Annotated in this window: 21 protein-coding genes; 16 read left to right on the top strand and 5 right to left on the bottom strand. The window is 65.4% G+C overall.

Features of this window, described 5'->3' with window-relative positions:
• The first annotated feature begins 219 nt into the window (after positions 1-219).
• Positions 220-2,064 carry a glycosyltransferase family 39 protein gene (locus CH276_RS01470; protein WP_254925915.1) on the top strand — a complete coding sequence of 615 codons (1,845 nt, stop codon included), beginning with the start codon at positions 220-222 and terminating at the stop codon, positions 2,062-2,064.
• A gap of 41 nt (positions 2,065-2,105) precedes the next feature.
• On the opposite strand, the gene acs is transcribed toward CH276_RS01470, so the two are convergent.
• Positions 2,106-4,049 (bottom strand): acetate--CoA ligase, encoded by a 1,944-nt coding sequence (acs, locus tag CH276_RS01465; RefSeq protein ID WP_045198427.1) that lies wholly within the window; start codon positions 4,047-4,049, stop codon positions 2,106-2,108.
• Between the two features lie 444 nt (positions 4,050-4,493).
• Here acs and CH276_RS01460 point away from each other — a divergent pair, with 444 nt between their 5' ends.
• From CH276_RS01460 to CH276_RS01440, 5 genes are all read left to right on the top strand, one after another.
• Positions 4,494-6,116 carry a peptide ABC transporter substrate-binding protein gene (locus CH276_RS01460; protein ID WP_254923845.1) on the top strand — a complete coding sequence of 541 codons (1,623 nt, stop codon included), beginning with the start codon at positions 4,494-4,496 and terminating at the stop codon, positions 6,114-6,116.
• A gap of 147 nt (positions 6,117-6,263) precedes the next feature.
• Entirely contained in the window at positions 6,264-7,187 is a 924-nt protein-coding gene (locus CH276_RS01455; protein WP_094628735.1) for an ABC transporter permease, read from the top strand.
• Positions 7,180-8,118, top strand: a complete 939-nt coding sequence (locus tag CH276_RS01450) for an ABC transporter permease (RefSeq protein WP_094628733.1) — start codon at positions 7,180-7,182, stop codon at positions 8,116-8,118. The genes CH276_RS01455 and CH276_RS01450 overlap by 8 nt, the downstream gene beginning before the upstream one ends.
• 1 nt (position 8,119) lies before the next feature.
• Positions 8,120-9,793: an ABC transporter ATP-binding protein gene (locus CH276_RS01445; RefSeq protein ID WP_094628731.1), complete on the top strand. Its 1,674-nt coding sequence runs from the start codon at positions 8,120-8,122 to the stop codon at positions 9,791-9,793.
• Positions 9,794-9,833: 40 nt separating this feature from the next.
• Positions 9,834-10,580 carry a hypothetical protein gene (locus CH276_RS01440; RefSeq protein WP_032395248.1) on the top strand — a complete coding sequence of 249 codons (747 nt, stop codon included), beginning with the start codon at positions 9,834-9,836 and terminating at the stop codon, positions 10,578-10,580.
• Between the two features lie 403 nt (positions 10,581-10,983).
• Here CH276_RS01440 and CH276_RS01435 read toward each other — a convergent pair whose 3' ends face one another.
• Complete coding sequence (locus CH276_RS01435; protein WP_254923844.1) at positions 10,984-11,829, bottom strand: HAD family hydrolase; 846 nt, start codon at positions 11,827-11,829, stop codon at positions 10,984-10,986.
• Positions 11,830-12,163: 334 nt separating this feature from the next.
• Here CH276_RS01435 and ssd point away from each other — a divergent pair, with 334 nt between their 5' ends.
• The 7 genes from ssd to CH276_RS01400 all read left to right on the top strand — a co-directional run bounded on the left by ssd (position 12,164) and on the right by CH276_RS01400 (position 16,769).
• A complete protein-coding gene (gene ssd / locus CH276_RS01430) occupies positions 12,164-13,279 on the top strand; it encodes a septum site-determining protein Ssd (RefSeq protein WP_094628729.1) in 1,116 nt (371 codons plus the stop codon).
• On the top strand, positions 13,276-14,460 hold the full coding sequence (locus tag CH276_RS01425) for a TadA family conjugal transfer-associated ATPase (protein WP_094628727.1): 1,185 nt from the start codon (positions 13,276-13,278) through the stop codon (positions 14,458-14,460). The genes ssd and CH276_RS01425 overlap by 4 nt, the downstream gene beginning before the upstream one ends.
• On the top strand, positions 14,457-15,236 hold the full coding sequence (locus CH276_RS01420; protein ID WP_094628725.1) for a type II secretion system F family protein: 780 nt from the start codon (positions 14,457-14,459) through the stop codon (positions 15,234-15,236). The genes CH276_RS01425 and CH276_RS01420 overlap by 4 nt, the downstream gene beginning before the upstream one ends.
• Positions 15,236-15,805 (top strand): type II secretion system F family protein, encoded by a 570-nt coding sequence (locus CH276_RS01415; RefSeq protein WP_094628723.1) that lies wholly within the window; start codon positions 15,236-15,238, stop codon positions 15,803-15,805. The genes CH276_RS01420 and CH276_RS01415 overlap by 1 nt, the downstream gene beginning before the upstream one ends.
• Before the next feature lie 63 nt (positions 15,806-15,868).
• Complete coding sequence (locus tag CH276_RS01410) at positions 15,869-16,072, top strand: DUF4244 domain-containing protein (protein ID WP_176459066.1); 204 nt, start codon at positions 15,869-15,871, stop codon at positions 16,070-16,072.
• Between the two features lie 2 nt (positions 16,073-16,074).
• Entirely contained in the window at positions 16,075-16,407 is a 333-nt protein-coding gene (locus CH276_RS01405) for a TadE family type IV pilus minor pilin (protein WP_230596755.1), read from the top strand.
• Positions 16,404-16,769 (top strand): Rv3654c family TadE-like protein, encoded by a 366-nt coding sequence (locus CH276_RS01400; RefSeq protein ID WP_094628721.1) that lies wholly within the window; start codon positions 16,404-16,406, stop codon positions 16,767-16,769. The genes CH276_RS01405 and CH276_RS01400 overlap by 4 nt, the downstream gene beginning before the upstream one ends.
• A gap of 233 nt (positions 16,770-17,002) precedes the next feature.
• On the opposite strand, the gene CH276_RS01395 is transcribed toward CH276_RS01400, so the two are convergent.
• From CH276_RS01395 to CH276_RS01385, 3 genes are all read right to left on the bottom strand, one after another.
• Entirely contained in the window at positions 17,003-18,265 is a 1,263-nt protein-coding gene (locus CH276_RS01395; RefSeq protein WP_094628719.1) for an alpha-hydroxy acid oxidase, read from the bottom strand.
• An 82-nt stretch (positions 18,266-18,347) separates the two neighbouring features.
• Positions 18,348-18,884: an FAS1-like dehydratase domain-containing protein gene (locus CH276_RS01390; protein WP_094628717.1), complete on the bottom strand. Its 537-nt coding sequence runs from the start codon at positions 18,882-18,884 to the stop codon at positions 18,348-18,350.
• A 266-nt stretch (positions 18,885-19,150) separates the two neighbouring features.
• A complete protein-coding gene (locus tag CH276_RS01385; RefSeq protein ID WP_176459065.1) occupies positions 19,151-21,520 on the bottom strand; it encodes a DEAD/DEAH box helicase in 2,370 nt (789 codons plus the stop codon).
• A gap of 403 nt (positions 21,521-21,923) precedes the next feature.
• Here CH276_RS01385 and CH276_RS01380 point away from each other — a divergent pair, with 403 nt between their 5' ends.
• The 3 genes from CH276_RS01380 (at position 21,924) to topA (ending at position 25,965) form a co-directional block, all read left to right on the top strand.
• Complete coding sequence (locus tag CH276_RS01380; protein WP_005248460.1) at positions 21,924-22,127, top strand: cold-shock protein; 204 nt, start codon at positions 21,924-21,926, stop codon at positions 22,125-22,127.
• 147 nt (positions 22,128-22,274) lie between these two features.
• Complete coding sequence (locus CH276_RS01375) at positions 22,275-22,862, top strand: hypothetical protein (RefSeq protein ID WP_032395242.1); 588 nt, start codon at positions 22,275-22,277, stop codon at positions 22,860-22,862.
• A 109-nt stretch (positions 22,863-22,971) separates the two neighbouring features.
• The gene (gene topA / locus CH276_RS01370; RefSeq protein ID WP_094628715.1) at positions 22,972-25,965 is read left to right on the top strand and encodes a type I DNA topoisomerase; all 2,994 of its coding nucleotides are present in this window, start codon (positions 22,972-22,974) and stop codon (positions 25,963-25,965) included.
• Positions 25,966-25,999: the final 34 nt, after the last annotated feature.

Genomic DNA, 25,999 nt, shown 5'->3' with positions numbered 1-25,999 from the left:
ACAAGCTCTACCAAGGACAACTCCCCCGCCCCGCCGCTTAGAATCGTGTCTCACATGTATCGAGACACCCGTGTCCCACATGTATCAAGACAGCACACGTAGCAGGGGTCGAATTTCCGCTCACGTGGGTCCGCTCTTTTCGTCCGCTGCGACGATTGACGGGCGATTGTCAGCAACTTGATCGCACATCCTCAGGATCGGGGGCAACAGTGATCGACTGTGACCGTCCTCGAACGCGACATCGCTCGCCCGCGCTGGGCAATGCCCACTCTCGCCGCCCTTCTCGTTGCGACCGCAGGGGCCTACGCCCTCGATCTGAACCGCGAGCACTGGGGTAATTCCTTCTACGCAGCCGCCGTTCAAGCCGGCTCGGTGAGCTGGAAGGCCTTCCTCTTCGGTTCGTCCGACGCCGCGAACTCCATCACGGTGGACAAGCCGCCTGCGTCGCTGTGGATCATGGAACTGTCCGTGCGGATCTTCGGCCTCAACTCGTGGTCGCTGCTGCTACCGCAGGTGCTGATGGCGGTGCTGAGCGTGGGAATCATGTACGCGATCGTCGCCCGTCGATTCGGCTACGGGGCCGCATCGATCGCGGGCGCAGTACTGGCGACGACGCCGACCTTCGCCCTGATGTTCCGCTACGACAATCCCGACGCCCTTCTCACCCTCACCTTATTGGGGGCAGCGTGGGCGATGCTTCACGCGCTCGAGGACGGGCGAACTCGATGGTTGGTGCTCACCGGAGCTGTTGTCGGCCTGGGGTTTCTGACGAAGCAACTCCAGGCGTTCCTCGTCGTGCCGGCTCTTGCCGTGACGTACGCGGCGTTCGGTCCACCGAGGCTCGGCGCTCGACTTCTCCAGCTACTGGCGGCCGGTGCGGCTGTGCTCATGACGGCCGGGTGGTGGGTCGCGATCGTCCAGTTGGTTCCGGCTGCCGACCGGCCGTGGGTCGGCGGGTCGAAGACCGACAGCATTCTGGACCTGACGTTCGGTTACAACGGCCTGGGCCGACTGACGGGAAACGAACACGGCGGCGTCGCGGAGTCGTTTTCGGGCAGTGCAGGCCCGGCCGGGCACGGTGCGCAGACGGGAATCACCCGCTTGTTCGCGGATGCCCAGGGTGGTCAGATCTCGTGGCTGATTCCGGCTGCGCTGGTGCTCGTGGTGGCGGGAATCATCATGCGCGGCACAGCTCCTCGACGGGACTTCGCTCGCGCCTGGTTCGTGATGTGGGGATTGTGGCTCGTCGGGTGCTCGCTGGTGTTCAGCTTCATGTCGGGCACCTTCCACTCGTACTACACGATCGTGATCGCGCCGGCGATCGCCGCGATCGTCGGCGCTGCCCTGCGTGAACTGTGGGTGCGACGCGAGAGAGTTTGGGCGCGTGTGATTCTCGCGCTCGTTTCGGCTGTTACCACGGCAACGTCGTTCGTCTTTCTCGCCCGCACTCCCGACTTCGTGCCGTGGCTGCGGTGGGGCGTGTTGGCAGCGGGAGTGATCGTGGCCGTCGCGCTGCTGTTCCGGGGATCTCGGCAGGCATCGATGGCGTTGGGAGCAGTCGCTCTGGCTGTCGCGTTGGCGGGGCCGGTCGCGTATGTCGCCGACACTGTCGTCACCCCGCACAGTGGGGGAGGTCCATCGGCGGGCCCCTCGATTCCGTCCGAGGCGGCAGGGTCCAGAACCGGAGTGCGCGACGACAATGCCGGGCACTCGGCGCACTTCACTGCCCAGGCACCGGACGACGAACTGACCGGGCTGCTCGAATCCGATGCACAGCACTACACCTGGGTGGCGGCGACGATCGGATCCAACGCCGCCGCGGGCCTACAGCTCGCGACCGACGACCCGGTGATGCCGGTGGGCGGGTTCTCCGGAACCGACCCATCGCCCACGCTCGACCAGTTCCGGGCCGACGTGGCAGCCGGGAAAATCCACTACTTCATCGCCGGCACCGACAAGGACCGACCGTCGGCGATCGCTGATTGGGTGACAGCGACCTTCACACCCGAAACCGTCGGCGACTACACGGTGTTCGATCTGAGCGGCTGCGCCGCATGTGAGTGAAACTTCGTAGCAGGCCACGAAGTTTCACTCACATGGGAGCGCTAGCGACCCTTCGTGATCGCCTCGAACACCTTCGGGTCGACGAGGGTGGACACGTCGCCGAGTTCGCGGCCCTCGGCCACGTCGCGCAGCAGGCGACGCATGATCTTGCCCGATCGGGTCTTCGGCAGCTCGGGAACGATGGAGATCTCCCGCGGCTTGGCGATCGGCGAAATTTCCTTGGAGACCTGAGCTTTCAGTTCGGCGATCAACGCATCGCCGGTGTTCTCCTCGCCGCCGCGCAGGATGACGAATGCGACGATGCCCTGCCCGGTGGTCTCGTCGGCGGCACCGACCACTGCGGCCTCGGCGACACTGTGATGGCTGACCAGGGCCGACTCCACCTCGGAGGTGGAGATGCGGTGGCCGGAGACGTTCATGACGTCGTCGACGCGGCCGAGGACCCACAGGGCACCGTCCTCGTCGTACTTGGCGCCGTCACCGGCGAAGTACCAGCCCTCCTCGGCGTAGCGCGACCAGTACGTTTCCTTGTAGCGGTCCATGTCGCCCCAGATGCCGCGCAGCATCGACGGCCACGGCTCGTCGAGGACGAGATAACCGTTGCCGCCGTTGCCCAGTGGCTTGGCGTCGTCGTCGACGATCTTGGCGGAGATACCGGGCAGCGGGGCCATCGCGGAGCCCGGCTTGGTGGCGGTGACGCCGGGCAGCGGGGAGATCATGATCGCGCCGGTCTCGGTCTGCCACCAGGTATCGACGATCGGTGCGCTGCCGCCACCGACGACGTCGCGGAACCAGCGCCACGCCTCGGGGTTGATCGGCTCGCCGACGGAACCGAGCAGACGGATCGAGGACAGATCGTGGGCCTCGGGGATTTCCTTGCCCCACTTCATGAACGTGCGCACGAGGGTGGGAGAGGTGTAGTAGATCGAGACCTTGTACTTCTCGATGACGTTCCAATGCCGGTGCTCGTCGGGCGAATTGGGCGTTCCCTCGTAGACGACCTGCGTGGCGCGGTTGGAGAGCGGGCCGTAGACGATGTAGGAGTGTCCGGTGACCCAGCCGATGTCGGCGGTGCACCAGTAGACGTCCTTGCCTGCCTTGTGGTCGAAGACGTTGTGGTGGGTGTACGAGGTCTGCGTCAGGTAGCCGCCGGAGGTGTGGATGATGCCCTTGGGCTTACCCGTCGTACCCGAGGTGTAGAGGATGAACAGCGGATGCTCGGCCGGGAAAGGCTGTGCCTCATGTTCTTTCGATGCCTTCGCGACGGTCTCGTGCCACCACAGATCGCGTCCGTCGGTCCAGGCGACGTCGGAGTCGGTGCGCTTGACGACGAGGACGTGTTCGATCGAAGCCGCCCCGTCGACGGCCTCGTCGACGGTGTCCTTGATGGGTGCGGGCTTGCCGCGTCGCCACTGGCCGTCGGTGGTGATGACGAGCTTGGCTTCGGCGTCGTCGATGCGTGAGCGCAGTGCGGTGGCCGAGAAGCCGGCGAAGACGACCGAGTGGGTCAGGCCCAGGCGTGCGCACGCGAGGATCGAGACGATCGCCTCGGGGATCATGGGCATGTAGATCGCAACGCGGTCGCCGGAGACGAGGCCGAGTTCGGTCAGGGTGTTGGCGGCCTGGCTGACGTCTGCGAGCAGATCGGAGTAGGTGACGTCGCGGCTGTCGCCTGGCTCGCCTTCCCAGTGGATGGCCACCTGGTCGCCGTGTCCGTCGAGGACGTGGCGGTCGACGCAGTTGTAGGCGACGTTGAGCTCACCGTCGGCGAACCACTTGGCTACGGGGGCGTCGGACCAGTCGAGTACTTCGGTGAACGGGGTGTGCCAGTGGAGTCGGCGAGCCTGTTCGGCCCAGAAGCCGAGTCGGTCCTCTTCGGCGGCGGCGTAGAGCTCGGCCCCGGCGTTCGCCGTAGCCGTGAACTCGGCCGACGGCGCGTAGGAGGCAACCGCGGTCTCGTCGGTTCCGGAGGTACTGGTCGTCATCTCGAATAGCTCACTTTCGTCCGGTGCATTTCGCTCATGAAACTGCACTCCCGTGCCTGTCTCGAGCCCCTTGTGAGGGTAGTCACATGTGATGGCGATCGCACCGTTGCAATCGCCTGCAACCCCCTGATCTGCGGTGATCGGTAGTTTCTGCACGCTGGGCGGTCATCGGGGCCGTCGGCGTGCACCCGTGGCGACGAGGATGTCCGAACTGTGAGAAATCGACTTGCCGAAACGTTTCGATCATGTTTCCGGCTTACTCACGGGTCAGCAAAAGTTGGGGGAGTTCACATGTTCGTTTCAGGATGTGTCTAAAGTCCATCCCATCAGATCGTTGGAACGGCCCACCTGCCGTGCCATGCGGTCGCCCACGAATCCCCGGGCGTCGCGCCCGAGGAACTGAGCACGGATGACCCCGTGTTCACATCTGGATGGAGGATTTTCTTGCGTATCAAACGTGCCGCGGTCGTCACCACGGCTGTGCTGATGAGTGCGAGCCTGCTCGCCGCCTGTGGCGGTGGCGGCTCGAGCTCCGGTGGCAGTTCCGACGGGATCTACAGCATCTACATCGGTGAGCCGGAGAACCCGTTGGTTCCCGGCAACACCACCGAGAGCGAAGGCAGCCAGGTCCTCGAGGCCCTCTTCACTCCGCTGGTCACGTTCAACGACGAGGACAACAGCGTCGAGTACAACGGCGTTGCCGAGTCCGTCGAATCCGAGGACAACACCACCTGGACCGTCAAGCTCAAGGACGGCTGGACGTTCCACGACGGCACCCCCGTCACGGCCGAGTCCTACACCAAGGCCTGGAGCTACAACGCGTTGAGCACCAACGCATTCGGTGCCTCGTACTTCTTCGAGAACATCGAAGGCTACGCAGATCTGCAGGGCAGCGAGACCGCCGAGCCCACCGCGACCGAACTGAGCGGTCTGAACGTCGTCGACGAGACGACCTTCACCGTCAAGCTCACCGGACCGTTCGCCATTTTCCCGCTGACTCTCGGTTACACCGCGTTCGACCCACTGCCCGAGGCGTTCTACGCCGACCCGACGGCATACGGTGCCCGCCCGATCGGTAACGGTCCGTTCAAGGCCGACTCGGACTTCGTTCCGGGACAGGGCTTCACCGTCACCAAGTACGACGACTACGCAGGCGACAACCCCGCCCAGTCCGCAGGCGTCAACTTCAAGGTCTACACCGAGGTGAGCACCGGCTACAACGACGTTCAGGGCGGCGGACTCGACGTCATGCTCGACCTGCCCGAGGATGCGTGGGCCACCGCCCGCGACACGTTCGGTGACCGGTACGGTGAGCGCGCTCGCCCGGACATCACCTCGCTCGGCTTCCCGACGTACGACCCGCGGTTCCGGGATCCGAACGTGCGCAAGGCGTTCTCGATGGCCATCGATCGTCAGGCCATCGCAACCGCGATCTTCACCGACACCCGCACCCCCGCAAACTCTTTCGCTTCTCCCGTGGTCGACGGCTACCGCGAGGATGCATGCGGTGCCACCTGTGAGCTCAACGCGGACGAGGCCAACCGTCTGCTCGACGAGGCCGGTTTCGACCGTAGCCAGCCGGTCGACCTGTGGTTCAACGCCGGAGCAGGTCACGACTCGTGGATGACCGCCGTGGGCAACCAGCTTCGCGAGAACCTGGGTGTCGACTACGCACTGCGCGGCGATCTGCAGTTCGCCCAGTACCTGCCGCTGCAGGACGCTCAGGGCATGACCGGTCCGTTCCGCTCGGGCTGGATCATGGACTACCCGTCGATCTACAACTTCCTCTCCCCGCTGTACTCGGCGTCGGCTCTGCCGCCGGCCGGTAGCAACGCGACCTTCTTCAACGATCCGGCCTTCGACGCCGCACTGGCAGAAGGAAACAACGCTGCAGATATCGACGCTGCAACGGAGGACTACCAGAAGGCAGAGGACATCTTGATCGACCAGATGCCCGCGACTCCGCTGTTCTACGGCCTGAACCAGGCCGTGTGGTCCGATCGCGTCTCCGACGTCAAGATCGACAACCGAGGCAACATCGTTCTCGAGGACGTCGTAGTCAGCTGACGACGCACCCAGGTGGGTGGCAGCCGAGCATGATCGGTTGCCACCCACCGGGTCTCGTTCAACCGTGGGTCGCATGAGTCCCACACCGACCTGCGCCGGCAAGACCCGAGGCGCAGGTTCGTCCCTTGTTCAAGGAGAAGACACACAGTGGGTCGCTACATCACTCGCCGATTACTGCTGACGATTCCCGTCCTGATCGGCTCCTCGTTCTTGATCTTCGCGATGGTCTACGCGCTGCCGGGTGATCCCATCCGCGCCCTCGCCGGAGATCGTCCCCTCGCACCGGGCGTCGTCGCCCAGCTGCGAGAAGATTTCAACCTCGACGACAACCTCTTCGTGCAGTACTTCAAGTACATCGGCGGCTTCTTCCAGGGCGACTTCGGCACCGACTTCTCCGGACGCCCCGTCCTCGACACCATCGAGCGGGCACTTCCGGTCACGGTCCGGTTGACCATCGTGGCCGTCGTCATCGAGACCGTCATGGGCATCGCCGCAGGTGTGCTCGCCGCCCTCAAGCGCGGATCGTTCTTCGACAACCTGGTGCTCATCTCGACGACGCTGCTGGTGTCGGTCCCGGTGTTCGTTCTCGGCTTCATCGCCCAGTTCACCCTCGGTCTGAAGTTGGGGCTCTTCCCGATCTCCGGCATCAACGACGGCTGGTCGAGCTTCCTGCTTCCCGGCCTCGTGCTCGCATCGCTGTCGATGGCCTACGTCGCGCGGTTGACCAGGACATCGGTCGCCGAATCGATGGCCGCGGACTACATCCGCACCGCGAAGTCGAAGGGAATCAGCAACCGCCGCATCATCGTTCGGCACGCGCTGCGCAACTCGTTGATTCCCGTCGTCACCTTCATCGGTGCCGACGTCGGTGGACTGCTGGGCGGTGCCATCGTGACCGAAACGGTGTTCAACCTGCCCGGTCTCGGTCGCGCGATCTACGACGGCCTGGCCCGTCAGGAAGGTGCCGTCGTCGTCGGCATCGTGACGCTCTTCGTGTTCTTCTACATCTTCTTCAACCTCGTGGTGGACGTTCTCTACGCGGTTCTCGATCCAAGGATTCGCTATGAATAAAGAAGATTCGAGCGCAGCTCAGCACGCCGCAGAGGAGGGCCAGCCCGGGAACGTCGTCACCGGCGAGGCCGTCGAGTTGGTCGGTCAGGCCAGCCTGTGGGGCAACGCGTGGAAGTTTTTGCGGAAGAGTCCGTTCTTCATCATCGGCACGTTCCTGCTGTTGGTGCTGTTGGTGATGGCGGTGTTCCCGCAGCTGTTTGCCCGCGGCATCGATCCGCGAGTGTGTTCGCTGTCCGATTCCCGTCAGACTCCCAGCGCTGCACACTGGTTCGGTACCGACGTCCAGGGCTGCGACTACTACGCCAACGTCATCTACGGTGCTCGGATCTCGCTGTCCATCGGTGTGCTCTCGGTCATCGGAGTGCTGGTCATCGGCGTCCTCATCGGTGCTCTCGCCGGGTACTTCGGTGGAATCACCGACAGCATCCTGGCGCGCTTCACCGATGTGTTCTTCGGCATTCCGCTACTCCTGGGTGCCCTGATCCTGCTGACCGTCACCGCCCAGCGCACCATCTTCACCGTCTCGCTCGCGCTGGTGGCCTTCGGCTGGATGACCGCGATGCGTCTGGTGCGATCGTCGGTGATCTCGATCAAGAACAGTGAATACGTCCAGGCTGCACAGGCATTGGGAGCGTCGACCTACCGCATATTGGTGCGACACATCCTGCCCAACGCTCTGGCTCCGGTGATCATCTACGCCACCATCTCGGTGGGTACGTTCATCGCGGCCGAGGCGACGCTGACCTTCCTCGGAATCGGATTGCAAGCTCCCGAGATCTCCTGGGGCCTGCAGATCAACCTCGGTCAGAACGTGTTCCTGACGGCACCGCACCTGGTGCTGTTCCCGGCCGCGTTCCTCTCCGTCACGGTGCTGGCGTTCATCATGCTCGGCGACGCACTCCGTGACGCACTCGATCCGAAACGGAACTGACATGAGTACTGCGAAGGACACCGTTCTGAGTGTCACCGATCTGACGGTCGAGTTCGAGGTCGAGAAGGTCTGGCGCAAGGCGGTCGACACCGTCTCGTTCACTGTCGCCTCCGGCGAGGTGCTGGCCATCGTCGGTGAATCCGGATCCGGCAAGTCGACGACGGCCATGGCCGTCCCGGGCCTGCTGGCCGATAATTCGCGGGTGTCGGGCAGCATCAAGCTGGGCGAGAAAGAACTGGTCGGGCTACCCGAGAAGCAGCTCGCACCCATCCGCGGCAAGAACGTCGCGGTGATCTTCCAGGAACCGATGACGGCGCTCAACCCGGTGTACTCGATCGGCTGGCAGATCACCGAGGCCATCCGCGCGCACACCTCGCTGTCGAAGAAGGAAGCCAAGGCGCGGGCCGTCGAACTCCTGAAGCTCGTCGAGATGCCGGATCCGGAGACGCGGGTCGACTTCTACCCGCACCAGCTCTCCGGCGGTCAGCGTCAGCGCGCCATGATCGCCCAGGCGCTGTCCTCGGATCCGTCCCTGCTGATCGCGGACGAGCCGACCACGGCTCTGGACGTAACGGTGCAGGCCGAGATCCTCGACCTGATGCGAGACCTGCGTAACCGAATCGATGCGTCGATCGTGCTCATCACTCACGACATGGGCGTGGTGGCCGACATGGCCGATCGCATCGCGGTGATGAAGGACGGCGTCATCGTCGAAACCGATGCTGCGCACACTATTTTCAAGAACGCGTCGCATCCGTACACGCAGCAGTTGCTCGCCTCGGTTCCGCACCTGGGCAGCAGCATCGAGGCCGTGACCGCCGGGAGGATCGCCGAGCCGAGTGCCGTCGAGGAGACCCGGGCACTGAGCATCGTCGACGGTGTCATCGAGTATCCGGGCCGCACCGTGTTCCGGGCCGTCGACGGGGTCAGCCTCGACATCGAGATGGGTGAGGTCGTCGGGCTCGTCGGTGAATCGGGCTCGGGTAAGTCCACGATCGGCAAGGCCGTGGTGGGACTGAACAAGCTCACCGGCGGCTCGTTGTCGATCGCAGGGGTCGACATCACCAACCTGTCGAATCGTGAGCTGCGGTCGGTGCGCAGCAAGGTCGGCATCGTGTTCCAGGATCCGGGTTCGTCGCTGAACCCACGCTGGCCGATCGGACAGTCGATTGCCGAGCCGATGCTGTTGCATACCGAGCACAGTGCTGCAGAGCGGAACCGCAAGGTCGAGGAATTGCTCGACCGGGTCCACCTGTCGCGGACCATGCGCAACCGCTACCCGCACCAGCTGTCCGGCGGTCAACGTCAGCGAGTCGGTATCGCGCGGGCACTCGCCCTGGAGCCGACGCTGCTGGTGGCCGACGAACCGACGTCTGCGCTCGACGTGTCGGTGCAGGCCAAGGTGCTCGAGCTGTTCAAGGAACTCCAGCACGAGTACGGGTTCGCATGCCTGTTCATCAGTCACGACCTCGCTGTCGTGGAGGTGCTGGCCAAGCGCATCGCGGTGTTGAACAAGGGCAAGCTGGCCGAGTTCGGTACGACGGATCAGATTCTGCGTCGTCCGACCAACGAGTACACCAAGCGGTTGCTCGCGGCCGTTCCGGTGCCGGACCCGGCCGAACAGGCCAAGCGTCGTCAGGCGCGCGCCGAGCTGTTGGCGGCCGGAGCGAAGTAGGCGACAACGCCGAGTGGGGGAGGGGGTACCGTCGTCTGTCGTGACGGACCCCCTCGCCCCACTGCTGGAACTACCTGGAGTTCTCGACTCCGCCGAACGTGCGCGCGACGCTCTGGGCGCGGTGCATCGGCACAAGGCCAATCGTCGGGGATGGCCGGCCACCGCCGCCGAGGCCGCGGTCCGTGCGGCTCGCTCGTCGTCGACGCTCGAGGGCGGTTCGATGGATTTCCCCCGCGAGGGCGAAGAAGGCGACCCCATTCTGGCGGGTGCGCTGCGAGTCGCGGCTGCCCTGGACGGCGACGCATTGCAGAACACGGTCTCGACGTGGAAGCGCGCACCGCTGCAGACCCTCGCACGACTGCACCTGTTGGCCGCAGCCGACCTCGTCGACGACGCCTCCGAGCTCGGCCGTCCCCGCAGCGATGCAGGTGTCGGCGAGCGACTCGACCTGCTCGCTCAACTGGTGACCGGCGGAACCTCTGCACCGGCACCGGTGATCGCGGCGGTGGTCCACGGTGAACTGTTGACACTCAAAGCTTTCGGATCGGCCGACGGCATCGTTGCGCGGGCTGCATCGCGACTGGTGGCAGCCTCGTCGGGATTCGACCCCCACAACCTGGGAGTGCCGGAGGTGAGCTGGATGCGTCGGGCGAATGCCTACCGAGACGGCGCGACGGGGTTCGCGGAGGGTACGGCAACCGGCGTCGGTAGTTGGGTGATCCTGTGCTGCGGGGCATTCGAAGCCGGTGCGGCAGAAGCGACTTCGATTGCCGAAGCTGCTCAGTAGGAGTTGTGCGCATATAAATGGGCCGCGAGCGGAGCCTGCGGTAGTGAGCATATAAAAGGGCGGCGATGCCGACTTGCGTCGACGTCGCCGCCCGTTAGCACGGAGCGCCTGGTTACCAAGCGTGCACAGGTGGGCTGTGATGGACTACCACGTGGCCTCGGCGAGAATTCGACGGTGATGAGGTCATCCCTGCAACCGGTGCAGGGTTCTTGCTGATCACTGACGAATGTCGCAGGCCCACAGCGCTTCTGCCATTAGGTGGCAAGCTCCGCGTGGGTGCCGGTGTCCGTGCTGGGAATCCCGGTCGGGAGAGCGAATCTTCTCTTCCGATTCGTTCTTGGCCTTCCGTTCTTCCGTACGTCATTTGTACCCCGTGACGCTCCTCACATCAAGGGGTTGGACGTCATCTTTTTCTTCGGAGCAGTCCGTAGGTGATCGCGCCGGCCGCGAGAGCGCTGAAACCTGCTGCGGCGCTTGCTGCTACGGTCTTGCCCGACGGGGTCTGGATTCGTGATCGCAGCGAGACCGGGTTGGAGAAGGTGAGAATCGGCCATCCGCGGGTGGCCGCTTCCTTGCGCAGTGCACGATCGGGGTTGACGGCCGTGGGATGCCCGACTGCGCGCAGCATCGGCACGTCGGTGATCGAATCCGAGTACGCGTAGCTCGACGCCAAGTCGTAATCATGTTGCGCGGCCAGGGAGTTCATGGCGTCGACCTTGCCCTCGCCGTAGCAGTAGAAGTCGACCTCGCCGATGTACTTGCCCTCCACGGTCACCATCGTCGTCGCCATGCTGTGATCGGCCCCCAGCAGCTCGGCGATGGGGCGCACGATCTCGTCACCGGACGCCGAGACGACCACGACGTCGTGTCCACGGAGCTTGTGGTCGGCGATGAGATCGGCGGCTTCGGCGAACACGAGGGGGTCGACGATGTTGTGCAGCGTTTCGGCGACGATTGCTCGCACCTGTTCGACGTCCCAGCCTGCGGTCATGCTCGCGATGTGTGCGCGCATGCGCTCCATCTGGTCGTGATCGGCTCCGGAGAGCAGGAACAGAAATTGTGCGTAGCTGCTCTTCAGAACGGCGCGCCGGTTGATGAGTCCTTGATCGAAGAACGGCTTGCTGAATGCCAAAGTGCTGGACTTGGCGATGATCGTCTTGTCGAGGTCGAAGAATGCCGCGACGCGCGCTGCGCGTCGGCCGGCCGGGACGTCGTCGTTGCTCGCGCTCTGGGTCACGTTTGTCACCATAGTGGCCGGTGGTGACCGGTGGATGTTGCGCGGTGCCACTGGCGGACTCGGTTCGACGCGGTCGAGAAAAGCCGACGGTTGAACTTGCAAACAAGGACGTCCACGGGTGTAGTATTTTCTACGAGCCCGGTTCATTCCGGGCGGTGTTCAGCCCGACCCCCCGGGGCTGAACCAGACGACCCTCGCCTCCTCCCCCCCTGGCGAGGGTCGTCCTCTTTTCTGGGGTAGGTCGAAAATTGGTACAGCAGTACCGGTATTCATCCACAGGCCCGAATCTATCCACATTTCCCCAAGTCGCGCGCATCTCGAGCAGATTCTCACGCACGCTTGGCGCATGGAAACGGACTCGCGGCAGCGGACCGCGCACCCGGCAGTGACGATGTCGATCGAGCTTCGCGGACTGCGCGAGGACGTCTACCGAATCGCCGCGGCCGCGGATTGTGTTGTGGAGGAGCAGAACTTACTGGTCGGTATCGGCTCGACACGTTCGATGTGGGACCGTTGCGGATCTATTTTGGTCGACTTCGCGTCCGCAGAGACGGCACTGTCGACGGGATTTCCGAGACGCGCGGGCGTCATTCTGGTCACGGCCGCACCGCCGACGCTCGACGATTGGCGAATCGCCACATCGCTCGGTGCCGAGCATGTGATCGCCCTGCCGTGGGACGAGGACGCACTCGTGCGGATACTCGGCGAACCCGCGTCGGCACCATCCGGAGACGGCGGCGTGATCGCTGTGGTCGGCGCTCGCGGTGGCGCGGGCGCATCCACTTTCGCGGCCGCACTCGGACTGTGCAGCAGCCGTTCGGGTCGACGTGCCCTCGTGGTCGAGGGCGACCGGTACGGCAGCGGCCTGGACCTGCTGCTCGGTTGGGAGAACGCTCCAGGTCTGCGGTGGTCCGGCTTGGTCGTCGAGGGCGGCCGAGTCTCCGCCGACGCTCTGCACGGGGCCCTGCCCTCCCGCTCCGGAATGTCGGTGCTGTCACTGGGCCGAGCCGACGGCCGAGGTATCGGACTCTCTGCCGTCGCAGTGGCGGCTGTACTCGATGCAGGACGCGCAGCGGGCGATCTCGTGGTGTGCGACGCCCCGCGTCATCCCAGCGACGTCTCCGACGCTCTGTATGCCGCGGCGGACCTCGTCACGCTGGTACTTCCGGCCGAGCTGCGCGCCGTGACGTCGGCCGAGGCGGTGGCCGCGCACGTGGTGGATCGAAATGCCAATGTCGGACTGGTCGTTCGTGGGCCGGCTCCGGGTGGGCTGAGGGCCGACGACATCGCCGTCGCCCTCGGGCTTCCGCTGTTGACGTCGATGCGGGCCGAGCCTGCACTGGCCGAGCGCCTCGAACGAGGAGGTCTGGTGCTGGGCCGTCGTTCGCCGCTGGCCGCAGCAGCCGACGCCGTGCTCGATACGTTCGCGCACAAGCCCGGTGGGCAGCGGAGGGCGGCATGAGCGCCGTCGTCACCGCGGATCTGCTCGACCGCGTCCGCGATCGTTTGGCTGCATCGGCCGACGCTCCGGTTCCCGCCACCGTCGCCGCAGCCATTCGAGCGGAAGCAGGCGGGGTCATCGGCGACACCGATATGCTTGCGGCGCTGAGGGTTCTGCAAACCGAGCTGACCGGCGCGGGGCCGTTGGAGCCGCTGCTGTCCGAACCGGGAGTGACCGACGTTCTGGTCACCGCACCGGATCAGGTGTGGATCGATCGTGGGCGCGGACTCGAGCGCACCGGAGTTCGTTTCGTCGACGAGGCTGCCGTTCGCCGGCTCGCGCAACGGCTCGCCCTCTCGGCCGGCCGTCGACTCGACGACGCGCAGCCATGGGTCGACGGCCGACTGCCCGGCGTCGGGCAGGGAGCGTTCGGCGTCCGCTTGCACGCTGTGCTGGCACCGGTGGCGAGCGGAGGAACGTGCGTGTCGCTCCGGGTGCTGCGACCCGCGACGCAGGGACTCTCCGCTCTCCGTGCATCGGGAGCCGTGACCGAGGACGGGTACGAGCTACTGCGTCGAATCGTGTTCGGTCGCTTGGCTTTCCTGGTCGTCGGCGGTACCGGGGCAGGGAAGACGACCCTTCTTGCTGCGCTGCTGGGCGAAGTGGATCCGTCCGAACGGATCGTCTGTGTCGAGGACGCGGCCGAGTTGGCACCGGCCCATCCGCACGTTGTTCGTCTCGTGGCCCGCGCACCCAACGTCGAAGGCGTCGGCGAGGTGTCGGTGCGGCAGCTGGTGCGTCAGGCCTTGCGGATGCGGCCCGATCGTCTCGTGGTCGGTGAGGTGCGCGGGGCCGAGGTGATCGACCTGATGACGGCGCTCAACACAGGTCACGACGGCGGAGCCGGAACCATCCACGCGAACTCCCCGGCGGAGGTGCCTGCCCGGCTCGAAGCCCTTGCCGCGCTGGGCGGAATGGGTCGAGACGCGCTGCACAGCCAACTTGCCGCGGCGGTTCAGGTGGTGTTGCACGTCCACCGCAGCGCCGACGGTACCCGACGACTGCGTGAGATCGGAGTGGTCGACGTCGATCCCACCGGGCGTGTGCACATCGCTCCGGCCTGGTCGGTGGCTGCCGACGCGACGCCGGGTCGAGGTCGACTCCTCGAACTGCTCGATCGCCGCTGCGGTGACAACCGATGACGGCCGCGCTCGTGGCCCTCGCTGCAGCAGTCGTACTGTGGCCGAGCAGTTTTCGTCGGCTGCCGCGGGAGGCACGAACGGCGTCGAGCGCGCCGCGATGGCTGATGCCGACCGGCTGCGCTCTGGTCGTGGCAGGGACGGTGTGGTGGTTCGGCGGGTTCTGGGCCGTGAGCGCGGCGGCGGTGGCGGGTGGCACCGGATGGCGGCGTTATCGTCGGAGACTCGAACGCGATCGGCGGGCCGAGGAATTGAACTGGCTCGCAACCGGAGTCGAGGTGGTCATCGGCGAGCTCCGCGTCGGATCCCATCCCGCCACGGCCAGCGCGGTTGCGGCGGACGAATGCGGAGGCATCGCGTCGACGGCACTGCGCGGTGCGGCGTCTCGGGCCCGGCTGGGCGGCAGGGCTGCCGACGGCATCGCTGCGTCCGATTCGTTGCTCGACGCGGAGCTGGCCCGATTGGCCGCAGCGTGGCGGGTGGCGGATGAGCACGGACTCGCGCTCGCCGAACTGCTCGACGCCACCCGTGAGGACATGCTGGGGCGTAGACGGTTTCGCGAACGAACGGACGCAGCGCTCGCTGGAGCCCGCGCCACCGCGCTGGTCCTGGCCGGTCTACCGATCCTCGGAGTCGCGCTCGGTCAGCTGATGGGAGCGAATCCACTGCAGATCCTGCTCGGCGGCGGGCTCGGCGGAATGCTGCTGCTCATCGGCACGGCCCTGGGCTGCGCGGGACTGCTGTGGACCGACGCGATCACCGGCAAGGTGACGACCTGATGTGGGCAACGCTGCTCTGTCTGGCAACGGCACTGATCACGCTGCCCACGGTCGCGAGCGGATTGCACAGGCTGACACCCGACGGTCGTGCGAATGCCGACGCCGACGATGCGCCGGCCCCCGACCCACTCGCGGTGGCCACGACCTTCGATCTGCTCGCAGCGTGCCTACGTTCGGGCCTTCCCGTGGCGACTGCCGCTGCGGCAGCAGCACATTCCGCTCCGATCTCGTTCGGTGTCGCGTTGCGCAAGGCCGCCGATCTGCTCGAACTCGGAGCCGACGCCACCACAGCGTGGGACGCCGTCGCACAGGATCCGGAGACCGAGGCTCTGGCGAGGATGGCACGGCGATCTGCCCGAGCCGGGTCGTCCATGGCGTCGGCGATGACGGAACTCGCTGCGACCCAACGAACCCGGGCCGAAGACGCATCGGCTGCTGCCGCCGAGCGTGCCGGTGTGCTGATCAGCGGGCCGTTGGGGCTGTGCTTTCTGCCTGCCTTCATCTGCCTCGGCATCATCCCCGTGGTGATCGGACTGGCGGGCAACGTACTGGGCGGCGGTCTGCTGTGACCGCCGCGTACTCGAGTGTCCGATGCGGAGATGCTGCATCGGAGAACAGGGAGGGGAATCGAGATGATCGAGAATGTACTGCAGGAGTTGAAGACTCGAATCATGCTGTTCGGCGTGGAGGACGACGGCATGTCGACCGCGGAATACGCCATCGGCACCATCGCGGCCGCGGCGTTCGGGGCGGTGTTGTACACGGTGGTGACCGGCAACAGCATCGTGACGGCGTTGACGGGGATCATCGATCGAGCGTTGAACACTGCCGTCTGATCTTGGGCGATGATGACGGGGCCGTGACGGTGGAGGCGGCGTTCGCGATCGCGTCCATCGTCGCGGTGATCGTGGTGTGTATCGGGGCGATCGTGTCGGTGACGATGCACATCGGGTGCGTCGATGCCGCCAGAGAAGCTGCTCGGTTGGCGGCCAGAGGTGATGGTGCGCAGGCTGTCTCGGTGGGGCAACGGGTCGGGCCCGACGGTGCTCGGGTGACGGTGACCGAGGACGGTGAGTTCTTCGTCGCGCGGGTGGAGGTGGAGAGTCCGCTGCCGGGGTTGACATTGTCGGCTGAGGCGGTTGCTGCTGCGGAACCGGTTGCAGCGGAATGAGGCCCGCTTTCGGGAGGGCGCTACAAGACGACGAGGGCGGGGCGACGGTGTTGGCGGCGCTGGCGATGTCGGCGTTGATCGCCGTCGTTGTGATGGTGATTCATGTGGGCTCGGCGGTGGGTGCTCGTCATCAGGCGCAGTCGGCGGCCGATCTCGCGGCGCTGGCTGGTGCGGGGGCTCTCGATCGTGGGGTGGCCGATGCGTGCGAGACGGCGCGGGGGTTGGCGGTGCGCATGGGTACCCAGTTGCGGGAGTGCACGATCAACGAGTGGGACGTGATCGTCACGGTGGGCCAGCCGGTGTTTCTGGGTCGCTTCGGAATGTCCGACGCCATCGCCTCGGCGCGGGCGGGTCCGGGGTGACCGGACGTCCGCCGGGGACCCGTCTGGATCCGCCCTGGTTCGCAAACGCGCGCGCGTTTGTCAGGCGCGCCCGCCTCGGTTCGCAAATGCGCGCGCGTTTGTCAGGTGCGAGCGGAATCGCCCCGTTCGAGCCGGCTATTCCGCGCGCGTTCAGCGAATGCGCGCGCGTTTGCGTCGAACCGGGACCTCCAACCCGGCCGCGAACCGGGGCCCCGACGGTCCGACTTCAGCGGTCAGTGTGGAGTAACGGTGCGGGCCCCGGGCTGCAGTGGGGCCAATCGAGTCAGTTGAGTGACGTGGTCCGGGGTGAGCTCGGCGATCGAATTGACCTGCAGCAGTTGCATGGTGCGCACGATGTCCTCGCGCAGGATCTCGATCATGCGGTCGACGCCCGCGCGACCTCCGGCCATCAGGCCGTACAGGTACGCCCGGCCGACGAGTGTGAACGACGCCCCCATCGCGATGGAGGCGACGATATCGGCACCGTGCATGATGCCCGTGTCGACGGCGACCTCGAAGTCGGAGCCGACTTCGCGCACGACCTGCGGCAGCAGGTGGAAGGGGACAGGAGCGCGATCGAGTTGTCGGCCTCCGTGGTTCGACAGGATGATGCCGTCGACTCCCAGTTCGGCGAGACGGGCCGAATCGGCCACCGACTGAACACCTTTGACGACCAGCTTGCCGGGCCAGATCTCCCGGATGACGTCGAGATCCTCGAACGAGATGGACGGATCCATCGCCGAATTGAGCAGCTCGCCGACCGTGCCGCCAGTGGAAGACAGTGACGCGAACTCGAGCTTGGCCGTGGTGAGGAAGTCCCACCACCACCATGGACGCGGAATGGCGTTGGCGATCGTCGACGCGGTCAACTGCGGCGGGATGGAGAACCCGTTGCGCTTGTCGCGCAGGCGAGCTCCTGCAACCGGTGTGTCGACCGTGAACAGCAGTGTGTCGAAGCCTGCCTTCGCGGCGCGTTCGACCAGCCCGAACGAGATGTCGCGGTCGCGCATGACGTAGAGCTGGAACCAGTTGCGCCCATTCGGGTTGGTGGCCTTGACGTCCTCGATCGACGTGGTGCCCAGGGTCGAGAGGCAGAACGGAATTCCAGCCGCTCCGGCTGCGGCAGACCCGGCGTACTCACCCTCGGTCTGCATCAGGCGGGTGAATCCCGTCGGCGCGATGCCGAACGGGAGCGCGGACGGCCCACCGAACACTGTCGTCGAGGTGTCGACGTGGGAGACGTCCCGCAGGATCGAGGGATGGAATTCGACGTCGCGGAAGGCCTGACGAGCTCGCGAGAGTGAGATCTCGGCGTCGGCGGCACCGTCGGTGTAGTCGAACGCCGCGCGCGGGGTGCGTCGACGGGCGATGGTGCGGAGATCGTCGATGGTGAGTGCCGCGCTCAGGCGTCGGCGGCGCAGGTTCAGATCGGGCTTCTTGAACGAGAGGACCTCGCGCAGGTCGGTAGCTTTGGGAATCTGCCGGGTGATGGGCATGTCATGGTCTCGATTCTGTGGGCGGATCTCCTCCCACCACACCACCCGAGGTCCCGGCAGCGACGCGCAGGGTGGTGCCCCGTCAGCTCCGCATCAGAGTGCGGAGCGAAGTGGCCATCGCGGGTTCGGTGTATCCACCGGTCCTGGCCACGAATGTGGTTCGACAGGTGATCACTTCGATTCCCGACGCGTCGGTGAGGGTGTTGCTGGTGACCATCACGTCGCTGCCCGAGGACTGTCGAAACGATTCCAAACACAGGTCGGAGTTGATCCGGTCGCCCACCTGCAACGGTCGTCGGAGCACGATCTGCTGATCGGTGTGCAGCACGTCGCTCACGGAGTAGCCGATCAGCAGGTGCTCGAACAGTTCGGGCAACAGCCGCGTGCCGATGACGCTGACGAACGTGACGGGGGCGATCAACGAGTCGTAGCCGAGAATGGCTGCGGCACGTTCGAGGTGATGCGATGGATGGTCGTCCTGGACGGACCGGGCGAACTCTCGAATCTGTTCACGCCCGATCTCGTAGTCCTGCGGCGGGAGATAGTGACAACCCACCTTTTCCACGATGGCCGGAACAGCCGCTGCATACCGGCCCGTCACGTGATCGGTCACAGGCATGTCGGACCTCCACAAGTCCTCCGGCTTTGTCGAGTCATCGACATTGGAACAGACTCAGAACTGACAGGTCGTCAGGGTTGCGCATATTTGCGAACGATCACAGTGGAGTCGGCGGTGTGCTGGAGATTCGCCAGGGCGCGCCCCGCCGCAGGTTCGCAAACGCGCGCGCTTTTGCCAGGTGCGCGCAGATCCGCCCCGATCCGGCGACAATTTTGCTCGCGTTCAGCGAATGCGCGCGCGTTTGCGGCCGAACTGGGGCGGCCGGCTCACCCCTCCCGAGTGATGGCCGACAACACCGCCGTCAACACTCGAACAGCTCCGGCTTTGTCCAGTGGATCGTTGCCGTTTCCGCATTTGGGTGATTGCACACAGGACGGGCAGCCTGTTTGGCATTCGCACGAAACAATGGCGTCCTTGGTAGCCGAGAGCCAGTCGGCGATGGCCACGTGACCGCGGTCGGCGAAGCCTGCTCCGCCGTCATAACCGTCGTAGACGAACACCGTCGGCAGGCCGGTGTCGGGGTGCAGTGCCGTCGACACTCCGCCGATGTCCCAGCGATCGCAGGTCGCCACCAGTGGCAGCAATCCGATCGCGGCGTGTTCTGCGGCGTGCAGTGATCCGGGGAATCGTTCGTACGGAACTCCGCTGTGCTCGAGCAACTCCGGAGTGATGGTGTACATGACGGCTCGGGTGTCGAGAGTCTGTGCGGGCATGTCGAGTTCGATGGAATCGAGTACCTCGCCGGAGAGCAGGCGTCGCAGATATCCGACGACTTGATGTGTGACGTTCACCTGAACCAGCGCGACGCGTACCTCGCCGTAGTCGACGGATTCGTGCACCGCGGTGATCGAGATGTCGGTGATCTCGCGCGCCGAGGTGTTCCATTCGGGCTGCTCGGCGTGCACCAGTGCGAGACCGGCATCGAGATCGAGTTCGTCGACGACGAAGGACTCGCCCTGGTGGATGTGGACGGCACCGGGGTGGGCGGTGGCGGGCGCTCTTCCCCCGTCGACTGTGCCGAGCATGCGGCCCGACTCGCCGTCGACGATGGCCACCTGCACCCCGGTGCCGCCGCGAATGTTGACCGCGCCGTGCGGCGAGAGTTGCTGTCCTTCGGGGGTGATGAACCACCCGTGCGGACGCTTGCGTACGTAGCCTTTCAGCTCGAGTTCCTCGAGCACCGATTCCGCGTTCAGCTCCTCGGCCTCGACGAGGGTGATCGGTAGTTCGACTGCAGCGCAGAGCAATTGCGGAGCCAGGATGTACGGGTTGGTGGGATCGGTGACGGTGGCCTCGACAGGCTTGTCCAGCAGGGCCGCCGGGTGATGCACCAGATACGTGTCGAGGGGATCGTCACGCGCCACCAGTACCAGCAACGAGCCTTCCCCGCGTCGTCCTGCCCGGCCGCCCTGCTGCCAGAACGACGCGACGGTGCCGGGAAAGCCGGCGACGATCACCGCGTCCAAACCGGCGATGTCCACGCCCAATTCGAGCGCATTGGTGGTGGCCACGCCGAGCAGGGTGCCGTCGGACAGATCGGATTCGAGCTTGCGCCGGTCCTCGGCCAAATACCCTGCGCGATAGGCGGCCACGCGTCGTACCAACTGCGGATCGACGTCGGCAAGAATTCGCTGGGTACCCAGAGCGGTCACTTCGGCTCCGCGTCTGGACCGCACGAATGCCAGGGTTCGCGCGCCCTCCACCAACAGGTCGGCCATGATGCGCGACGCCTCGGCCCCGGCCGACTTGCGAACCGGCGCACCGTTCTCGCCGGTGATCTCCTCGAGCAGCGGCGGTTCCCACAGTGCGACGGTGCGTGCTCCGTGCGGGGATCCGTCCTCGGTGATCTCCGCGCACGGCGCTCCGATGAGGCGACTGGCTGCTCGCCCCGGTTCGGACGTCGTCGCACTGGCCAGAACGAATACCGGCGATGCTCCGTACCGTGCGCACAGGCGTCGTAGCCGGCGTAGCACCAGAGCGACGTTGGATCCGAAAACTCCTCGGTAGTAATGGCATTCGTCCACCACCACGTAGCGCAGATTGCGCAGGAACCGCGACCATCGCTCGTGCGAGCCGAGGATGCCGAGATGCAACATGTCGGGATTGGTGAAGATCCACCGCGCATTGGCGCGTGCCCACTGGCGAATCTCGATCGGCGTGTCACCGTCGTACGCGCTGGGGAACACTTCGGCGAGTTCGTCTGAGCACGAACGTAACTCGTCGGTGATCGAGATAGTGGTGCGTAGCTGGTCGGCACCGAGGGCCTTGGTGGGAGCCAGGTACAGCGCGGTCGCCCGGGCATCGGCGGACAGCGTCGTCAGAATCGGGAGTTGATATGCCAGCGATTTGCCCGACGCCGTGCTGGTCGAGAGCACCACGTGACTGCCTTCGGCCGCGAGAGTCGCCGCACGTGCCTGATGCGTCCACGGTTGTGTGATCCCACGAGAGGTGATCACCTGCACCACTTCCGGGCCGACCCACGACGGCCAGGAGGCGAACTGCGAGGCCCGTGCCGGCAGCTCCGCGACGTGGGTCAGCGGGCTCTTGTTCGCGGGCGAGCCCGCCAGCACCCGATCCAGCAACCGCTGCCCGTAAGTCTCTACATCCGCACCGCCCAGCGGATGCTTGTCGCTCACTGCCGGTCTCCATGCATTCGTTCGATCTACTGGCCACCCGTTCGAGCTCGATGCGACCTGGGGTCCTCATGCTATCGCGGACGCGAAACGGGCCGCTCGAGCCCTGGTGAGAGTGGTATTTCGCCCGTCCGGCGGTGTGTGCTCCCCCGACGCGGGCAATTTGTTCGAAAAGGGTCGGTTTTCGACTGTTGCGAACGCGGAGTTCATGGTTCACTTGACGCGGTCGCAGCTTCTGTGTTCGTTCTACGCTTCGCAGGATCTTATGTTGCGGGCGCGGTACTGGGAGAGCTCGTCCATCAGGGGGAATCCTGAGGGGGATTCGTACAAGTGCAGCGGTCGGAACCGGCCCGATGGATCGAAAGTGCGCTCCATCGAATCCGGTGTTAGAAAGAGAAGGAAAAGCATGGCACAGGGAACTGTGAAGTGGTTCAACGCCGAAAAGGGCTTTGGATTCATCGCACCAGAAGACGGCTCCGCTGACGTTTTCGTTCACTACTCCGAGATCCAGGGCAGCGGCTTCCGCACCCTCGAGGAGAACCAGCGCGTCGAGTTCGAGGTCGGACAGGGCACCAAGGGTCCTCAGGCCACGGGCGTTCGCGCAGTCTGATTCTCTTCTCTTCGGAGTCGAGATACTCATCCCCCTTTCCCATCGGCCTACTACAGGCGATGGGAAAGGGGGATGTTTCGTTCGGGCGAACCACCGGGGAGCGTCGAAAGCCGTGAGCGCGGACGCCGATGTCCTAATGTCCATGCTGTGAACCAGCTGTCCTTCTTCTCTGCCGAGTCGTTACCGCCCGCGGTGACCGATCTCAGCGGGCTGCTGGCTGCCACCGGGCATGTCGTCACCTCCTCGGGATCGGCCCGTATCTCCGTCGTGGTCGACGCGCAGTGGCGCGCGGATGCCATCGCCGAACTCATCGAGCAATGCGGTCTGACGCCGGAGCTCGGTCGGTCGGAAGAGGACAGACCGCTGGTGCGTACCGCGTCGGTGCCCGAACTGTCTGCATTGGCGTCTCTGTGGACCAAGGGCGCTGTCAAGGCCGTCCCGCCCGGTTGGGTACCGGGTTCCCGTGAACTGCGCGCCTGGGTGCTCGCATCGGGTCGTCCCGAGGCCGAGGGGGAGCGCTACGTGCTCGGCCTCGATCCCCATGCCCCGGAGACGCACGCCGTCCTGGCTCAGTCACTGATGCGCGCGGGTATCGCGCCGACGCTCATCGGCACGCGCGGATCCAATCCTGGCCTCCGAATCACCGGTCGACGTCGGCTGTTGCGACTGACCGAGAACGTCGGCGAGGCTCCACAGAACGTGGACGCACGTACCAATTGGCCCCACGCCGAGTAGAACGATCTGTGACTGATCTGCGAGTATTTGGCCGACGTATGTCAGTCTGTTAGTAGTGGGACAGGCAAATCTGCCTGTGAAAACGCACTAGGGAAGGTTCGGCAGCAAGGTGGCAGCACGTAACAACGGCACGGGGGACAGCTCCGCCGAGCCACGTCGTCTGGTCATCGTCGAGTCTCCGACCAAGGCAAAGAAGATCGCCCCGTACCTCGGGAGCAACTACGTCGTCGAGGCCTCCGTCGGCCATATTCGCGACCTTCCCCGCGGTGCCGCGGACGTTCCCGCGAAGTACAAGGGTGAGCCCTGGGCGCGTCTCGGCGTGGACGTCGACCACGACTTCGAGGCCCTCTACGTCGTCTCGCCGGAGAAGAAGGGCAAGGTCGCCGAGCTCAAGAGCCTGCTCAAGGAGGCCGACGAGCTCTATCTCGCCACTGACCCCGACCGCGAGGGTGAGGCCATCGCCTGGCATCTCCTCGAGACCCTGAACCCCAAGATCCCCGTTCGACGCATGGTGTTCCACGAGATCACAAAGCCGGCCATCCTCGCCGCCGCGGCCGATACCCGCGACCTGGACCAAGACCTGGTCGACGCCCAGGAGACGCGTCGTATCCTCGACCGTCTCTACGGCTACGAGGTCAGCCCGGTGCTGTGGAAGAAGGTCATGCCGAAGCTCTCGGCAGGCCGAGTGCAGTCCGTCGCCACCCGCATCGTCGTCCAGCGTGAGCGCGAGCGAATGGCTTTCCGCAGCGCCGAGTACTGGGACATCTCCGCCACGCTCGACGCCGGAGCCGAGGCAACGCCGCGCAGTTTCGGTGCCCGTCTGGTCAATGTCGACGGCAATCGCGTCGCCGCCGGTCGCGACTTCGGGGCCGACGGCAAGCTCAAGTCCGACGCAGTGACCGTCCTCGACGAACCCCGTGCCCGACGCCTCGCCGAGGCTCTCGAGGGCGTCGATCTGACGGTCGCGTCCGCCGAGGACAAGCCTTACACCCGCAAGCCCTACCCGCCGTTCATGACGTCGACGCTGCAGCAGGAAGCCGCCCGCAAGTTGCGCTTCAGCTCCGAGCGCACCATGCGGGTCGCGCAGCGGCTGTACGAGAACGGCTACATCACCTACATGCGTACCGACTCGACGACGCTGTCGGCGTCGGCGATCTCCGCGGCACGCACACAGGCGACCGAGCTCTACGGGCCGGAGTACGTCCATCCCTCGCCGCGGCAGTACACCCGCAAGGTCAAGAACGCGCAGGAGGCCCACGAGGCCATCCGCCCGTCCGGTGACGTCTTCCAGACGCCCGGTCAGTTGCACTCGGCCCTGCAGACCGACGAATTCCGACTCTACGAGTTGATCTGGCAGCGCACGGTCGCGTCGCAGATGGCCGATGTTCGCGGCACCACGCTGACACTGCGCATCACCGGAACGGCCGGAACCGGCGAGGAGTGCACGTTCTCCGCATCCGGTCGCACCATCACGTTCGCCGGCTTCCTCAAGGCCTACGTGGAGAGCGTCGACGATCAGGCAGGCGGACAGTCCGACGACGCCGAATCCCGTTTGCCTGCCCTGGTTCAGGGCCAGGCCGTCACCGCCACCCAGCTCGATCCCGACGGCCACACCACCAACCCGCCCGCGCGATTCACCGAGGCGTCGCTCATCAAGACGCTCGAGGAACTGGGCATCGGTCGGCCGTCGACGTATTCGTCGATCATCAAGACCATCCTCGACCGCGGGTACGTCTACAAGCGCGGCAGTGCACTGGTGCCGTCGTGGGTGGCGTTCTCGGTGGTTGCCTTGCTTGAGGCGCACTTCGGGCGTCTGGTGGACTTCGACTTCACCGCAGGGATGGAGGACGACCTCGACGCCATCGCGGGAGGCCGTGAGCGACGCGGCAATTGGCTGCAGAGCTTCTACTTCGGCGGCGACACCGGTGCCGAGGGTTCGGTGGCCCGCTCCGGTGGTCTGAAGAAGATGGTGGGCCAGAATCTCGAAGAGATCGATGCGCGCACCATCAACTCCATTCGCTTGTTCGACGACTCCGAGGGTCGCGAAATCCATGTGCGCGTAGGCCGTTACGGCCCGTACCTCGAGCGCATGGTGCGCAACGACGACGATCCCGACGGCGATCCGATCAGCCAGCGCGCCAACCTGCCCGACGATCTTCCGCCGGACGAGTTGACGATCGACTTCGCCGAAAAGCTGTTCGCCACACCGCAAGAGGGCCGCAAGCTCGGTGTCGATCCGCTGACCGGTCACGACATCGTCGCCAAGGAAGGTCGTTTCGGGCCCTACGTCACCGAGATCCTGCCCGAGCCGGAGCCCGAACCGACGCCCCCCGAGCCCGACATCGTCCCGGTGCCGTCCGGCAACGACAGTGATGGCGGCGGCGGGGTCAAGACCGCGGTGAAGAAGGCCGCGGCCAAGAAAGCACCGGCCAAGAAGGCGGCTGCGAAGAAGGCGACCGGCCCCAAGCCGCGCACCGGTTCTCTGCTCAAGTCCATGGATCTGGCGACCATCACGCTCGACGATGCACTCAAGCTGCTGTCGCTGCCGCGTGTCGTCGGAGTCGATCCGGAGTCCAAGGAAGAGATCCTCGCGCAGAACGGTCGCTACGGCCCGTATCTGAAGAAGGGCACCGACTCTCGCTCGCTCGCCGACGAGGATCAGATGTTCACCGTCACGCTGGAAGAGGCGCTCAAGATCTACGCCGAGCCCAAGCGTCGCGGTCGTCAGGGTGAAGCCAAGCCGCCGCTACGCGAGATGGGCGTCGACCCAATCAGTGAGAAGCCGATGGTGATCAAGGACGGTCGCTTCGGGCCGTACGTCACCGACGGTGAGACAAACGCCAGCCTGCGCAAGGACGACGACGTGGAGTCGATCACCGACGATCGCGCGTCGGAGTTGTTGGCGGACAGGCGTGCTCGCGGACCGGTGAAGAAGAAGGCACCGGCGAAGAAGGCGGCTGCCAAGAAGGCACCGGCGAAGAAGGCCGCTGCGAAGAAGGCTCCGGCCAAGAAAGCTGCTGCGAAGAAGACGGCCACCAAGACCACTGCCGCGAAGAAGGCACCGGTCAAGAAGGCTCCGGCCAAGAAGACCGACAGCGAATAGCTCGCGGGTTCGGGTTGTCGGCCCCAACCACTAG

The sequence above is a fragment of the Rhodococcus sp. 06-470-2 genome, assembly GCF_002258235.1.
GTDB lineage: Bacteria > Actinomycetota > Actinomycetes > Mycobacteriales > Mycobacteriaceae > Rhodococcoides.
The sequence above is the reverse complement of the archived record's forward strand: the minus strand, read 5'-3'. Positions and strand labels throughout refer to the sequence as shown.

Excerpts from the sequence above, each read along its gene's own strand:
- acs (WP_045198427.1), bottom strand. The coding sequence starts at position 4,049 with ATGACGACCAGTACCTCCGGAACCGACGAGACCGCGGTTGCCTCCTAC.
- CH276_RS01450 (WP_094628733.1), top strand. The coding sequence starts at position 7,180 with ATGAATAAAGAAGATTCGAGCGCAGCTCAGCACGCCGCAGAGGAGGGC.
- CH276_RS01445 (WP_094628731.1), top strand. The coding sequence starts at position 8,120 with ATGAGTACTGCGAAGGACACCGTTCTGAGTGTCACCGATCTGACGGTC.
- CH276_RS01435 (WP_254923844.1), bottom strand. The coding sequence starts at position 11,829 with ATGGTGACAAACGTGACCCAGAGCGCGAGCAACGACGACGTCCCGGCC.
- ssd (WP_094628729.1), top strand. The coding sequence starts at position 12,164 with ATGGAAACGGACTCGCGGCAGCGGACCGCGCACCCGGCAGTGACGATG.
- CH276_RS01425 (WP_094628727.1), top strand. The coding sequence starts at position 13,276 with ATGAGCGCCGTCGTCACCGCGGATCTGCTCGACCGCGTCCGCGATCGT.
- CH276_RS01420 (WP_094628725.1), top strand. The coding sequence starts at position 14,457 with ATGACGGCCGCGCTCGTGGCCCTCGCTGCAGCAGTCGTACTGTGGCCG.
- CH276_RS01415 (WP_094628723.1), top strand. The coding sequence starts at position 15,236 with ATGTGGGCAACGCTGCTCTGTCTGGCAACGGCACTGATCACGCTGCCC.
- CH276_RS01410 (WP_176459066.1), top strand. The coding sequence starts at position 15,869 with ATGATCGAGAATGTACTGCAGGAGTTGAAGACTCGAATCATGCTGTTC.
- CH276_RS01400 (WP_094628721.1), top strand. The coding sequence starts at position 16,404 with ATGAGGCCCGCTTTCGGGAGGGCGCTACAAGACGACGAGGGCGGGGCG.
- CH276_RS01395 (WP_094628719.1), bottom strand. The coding sequence starts at position 18,265 with ATGCCCATCACCCGGCAGATTCCCAAAGCTACCGACCTGCGCGAGGTC.
- CH276_RS01390 (WP_094628717.1), bottom strand. The coding sequence starts at position 18,884 with ATGCCTGTGACCGATCACGTGACGGGCCGGTATGCAGCGGCTGTTCCG.
- CH276_RS01380 (WP_005248460.1), top strand. The coding sequence starts at position 21,924 with ATGGCACAGGGAACTGTGAAGTGGTTCAACGCCGAAAAGGGCTTTGGA.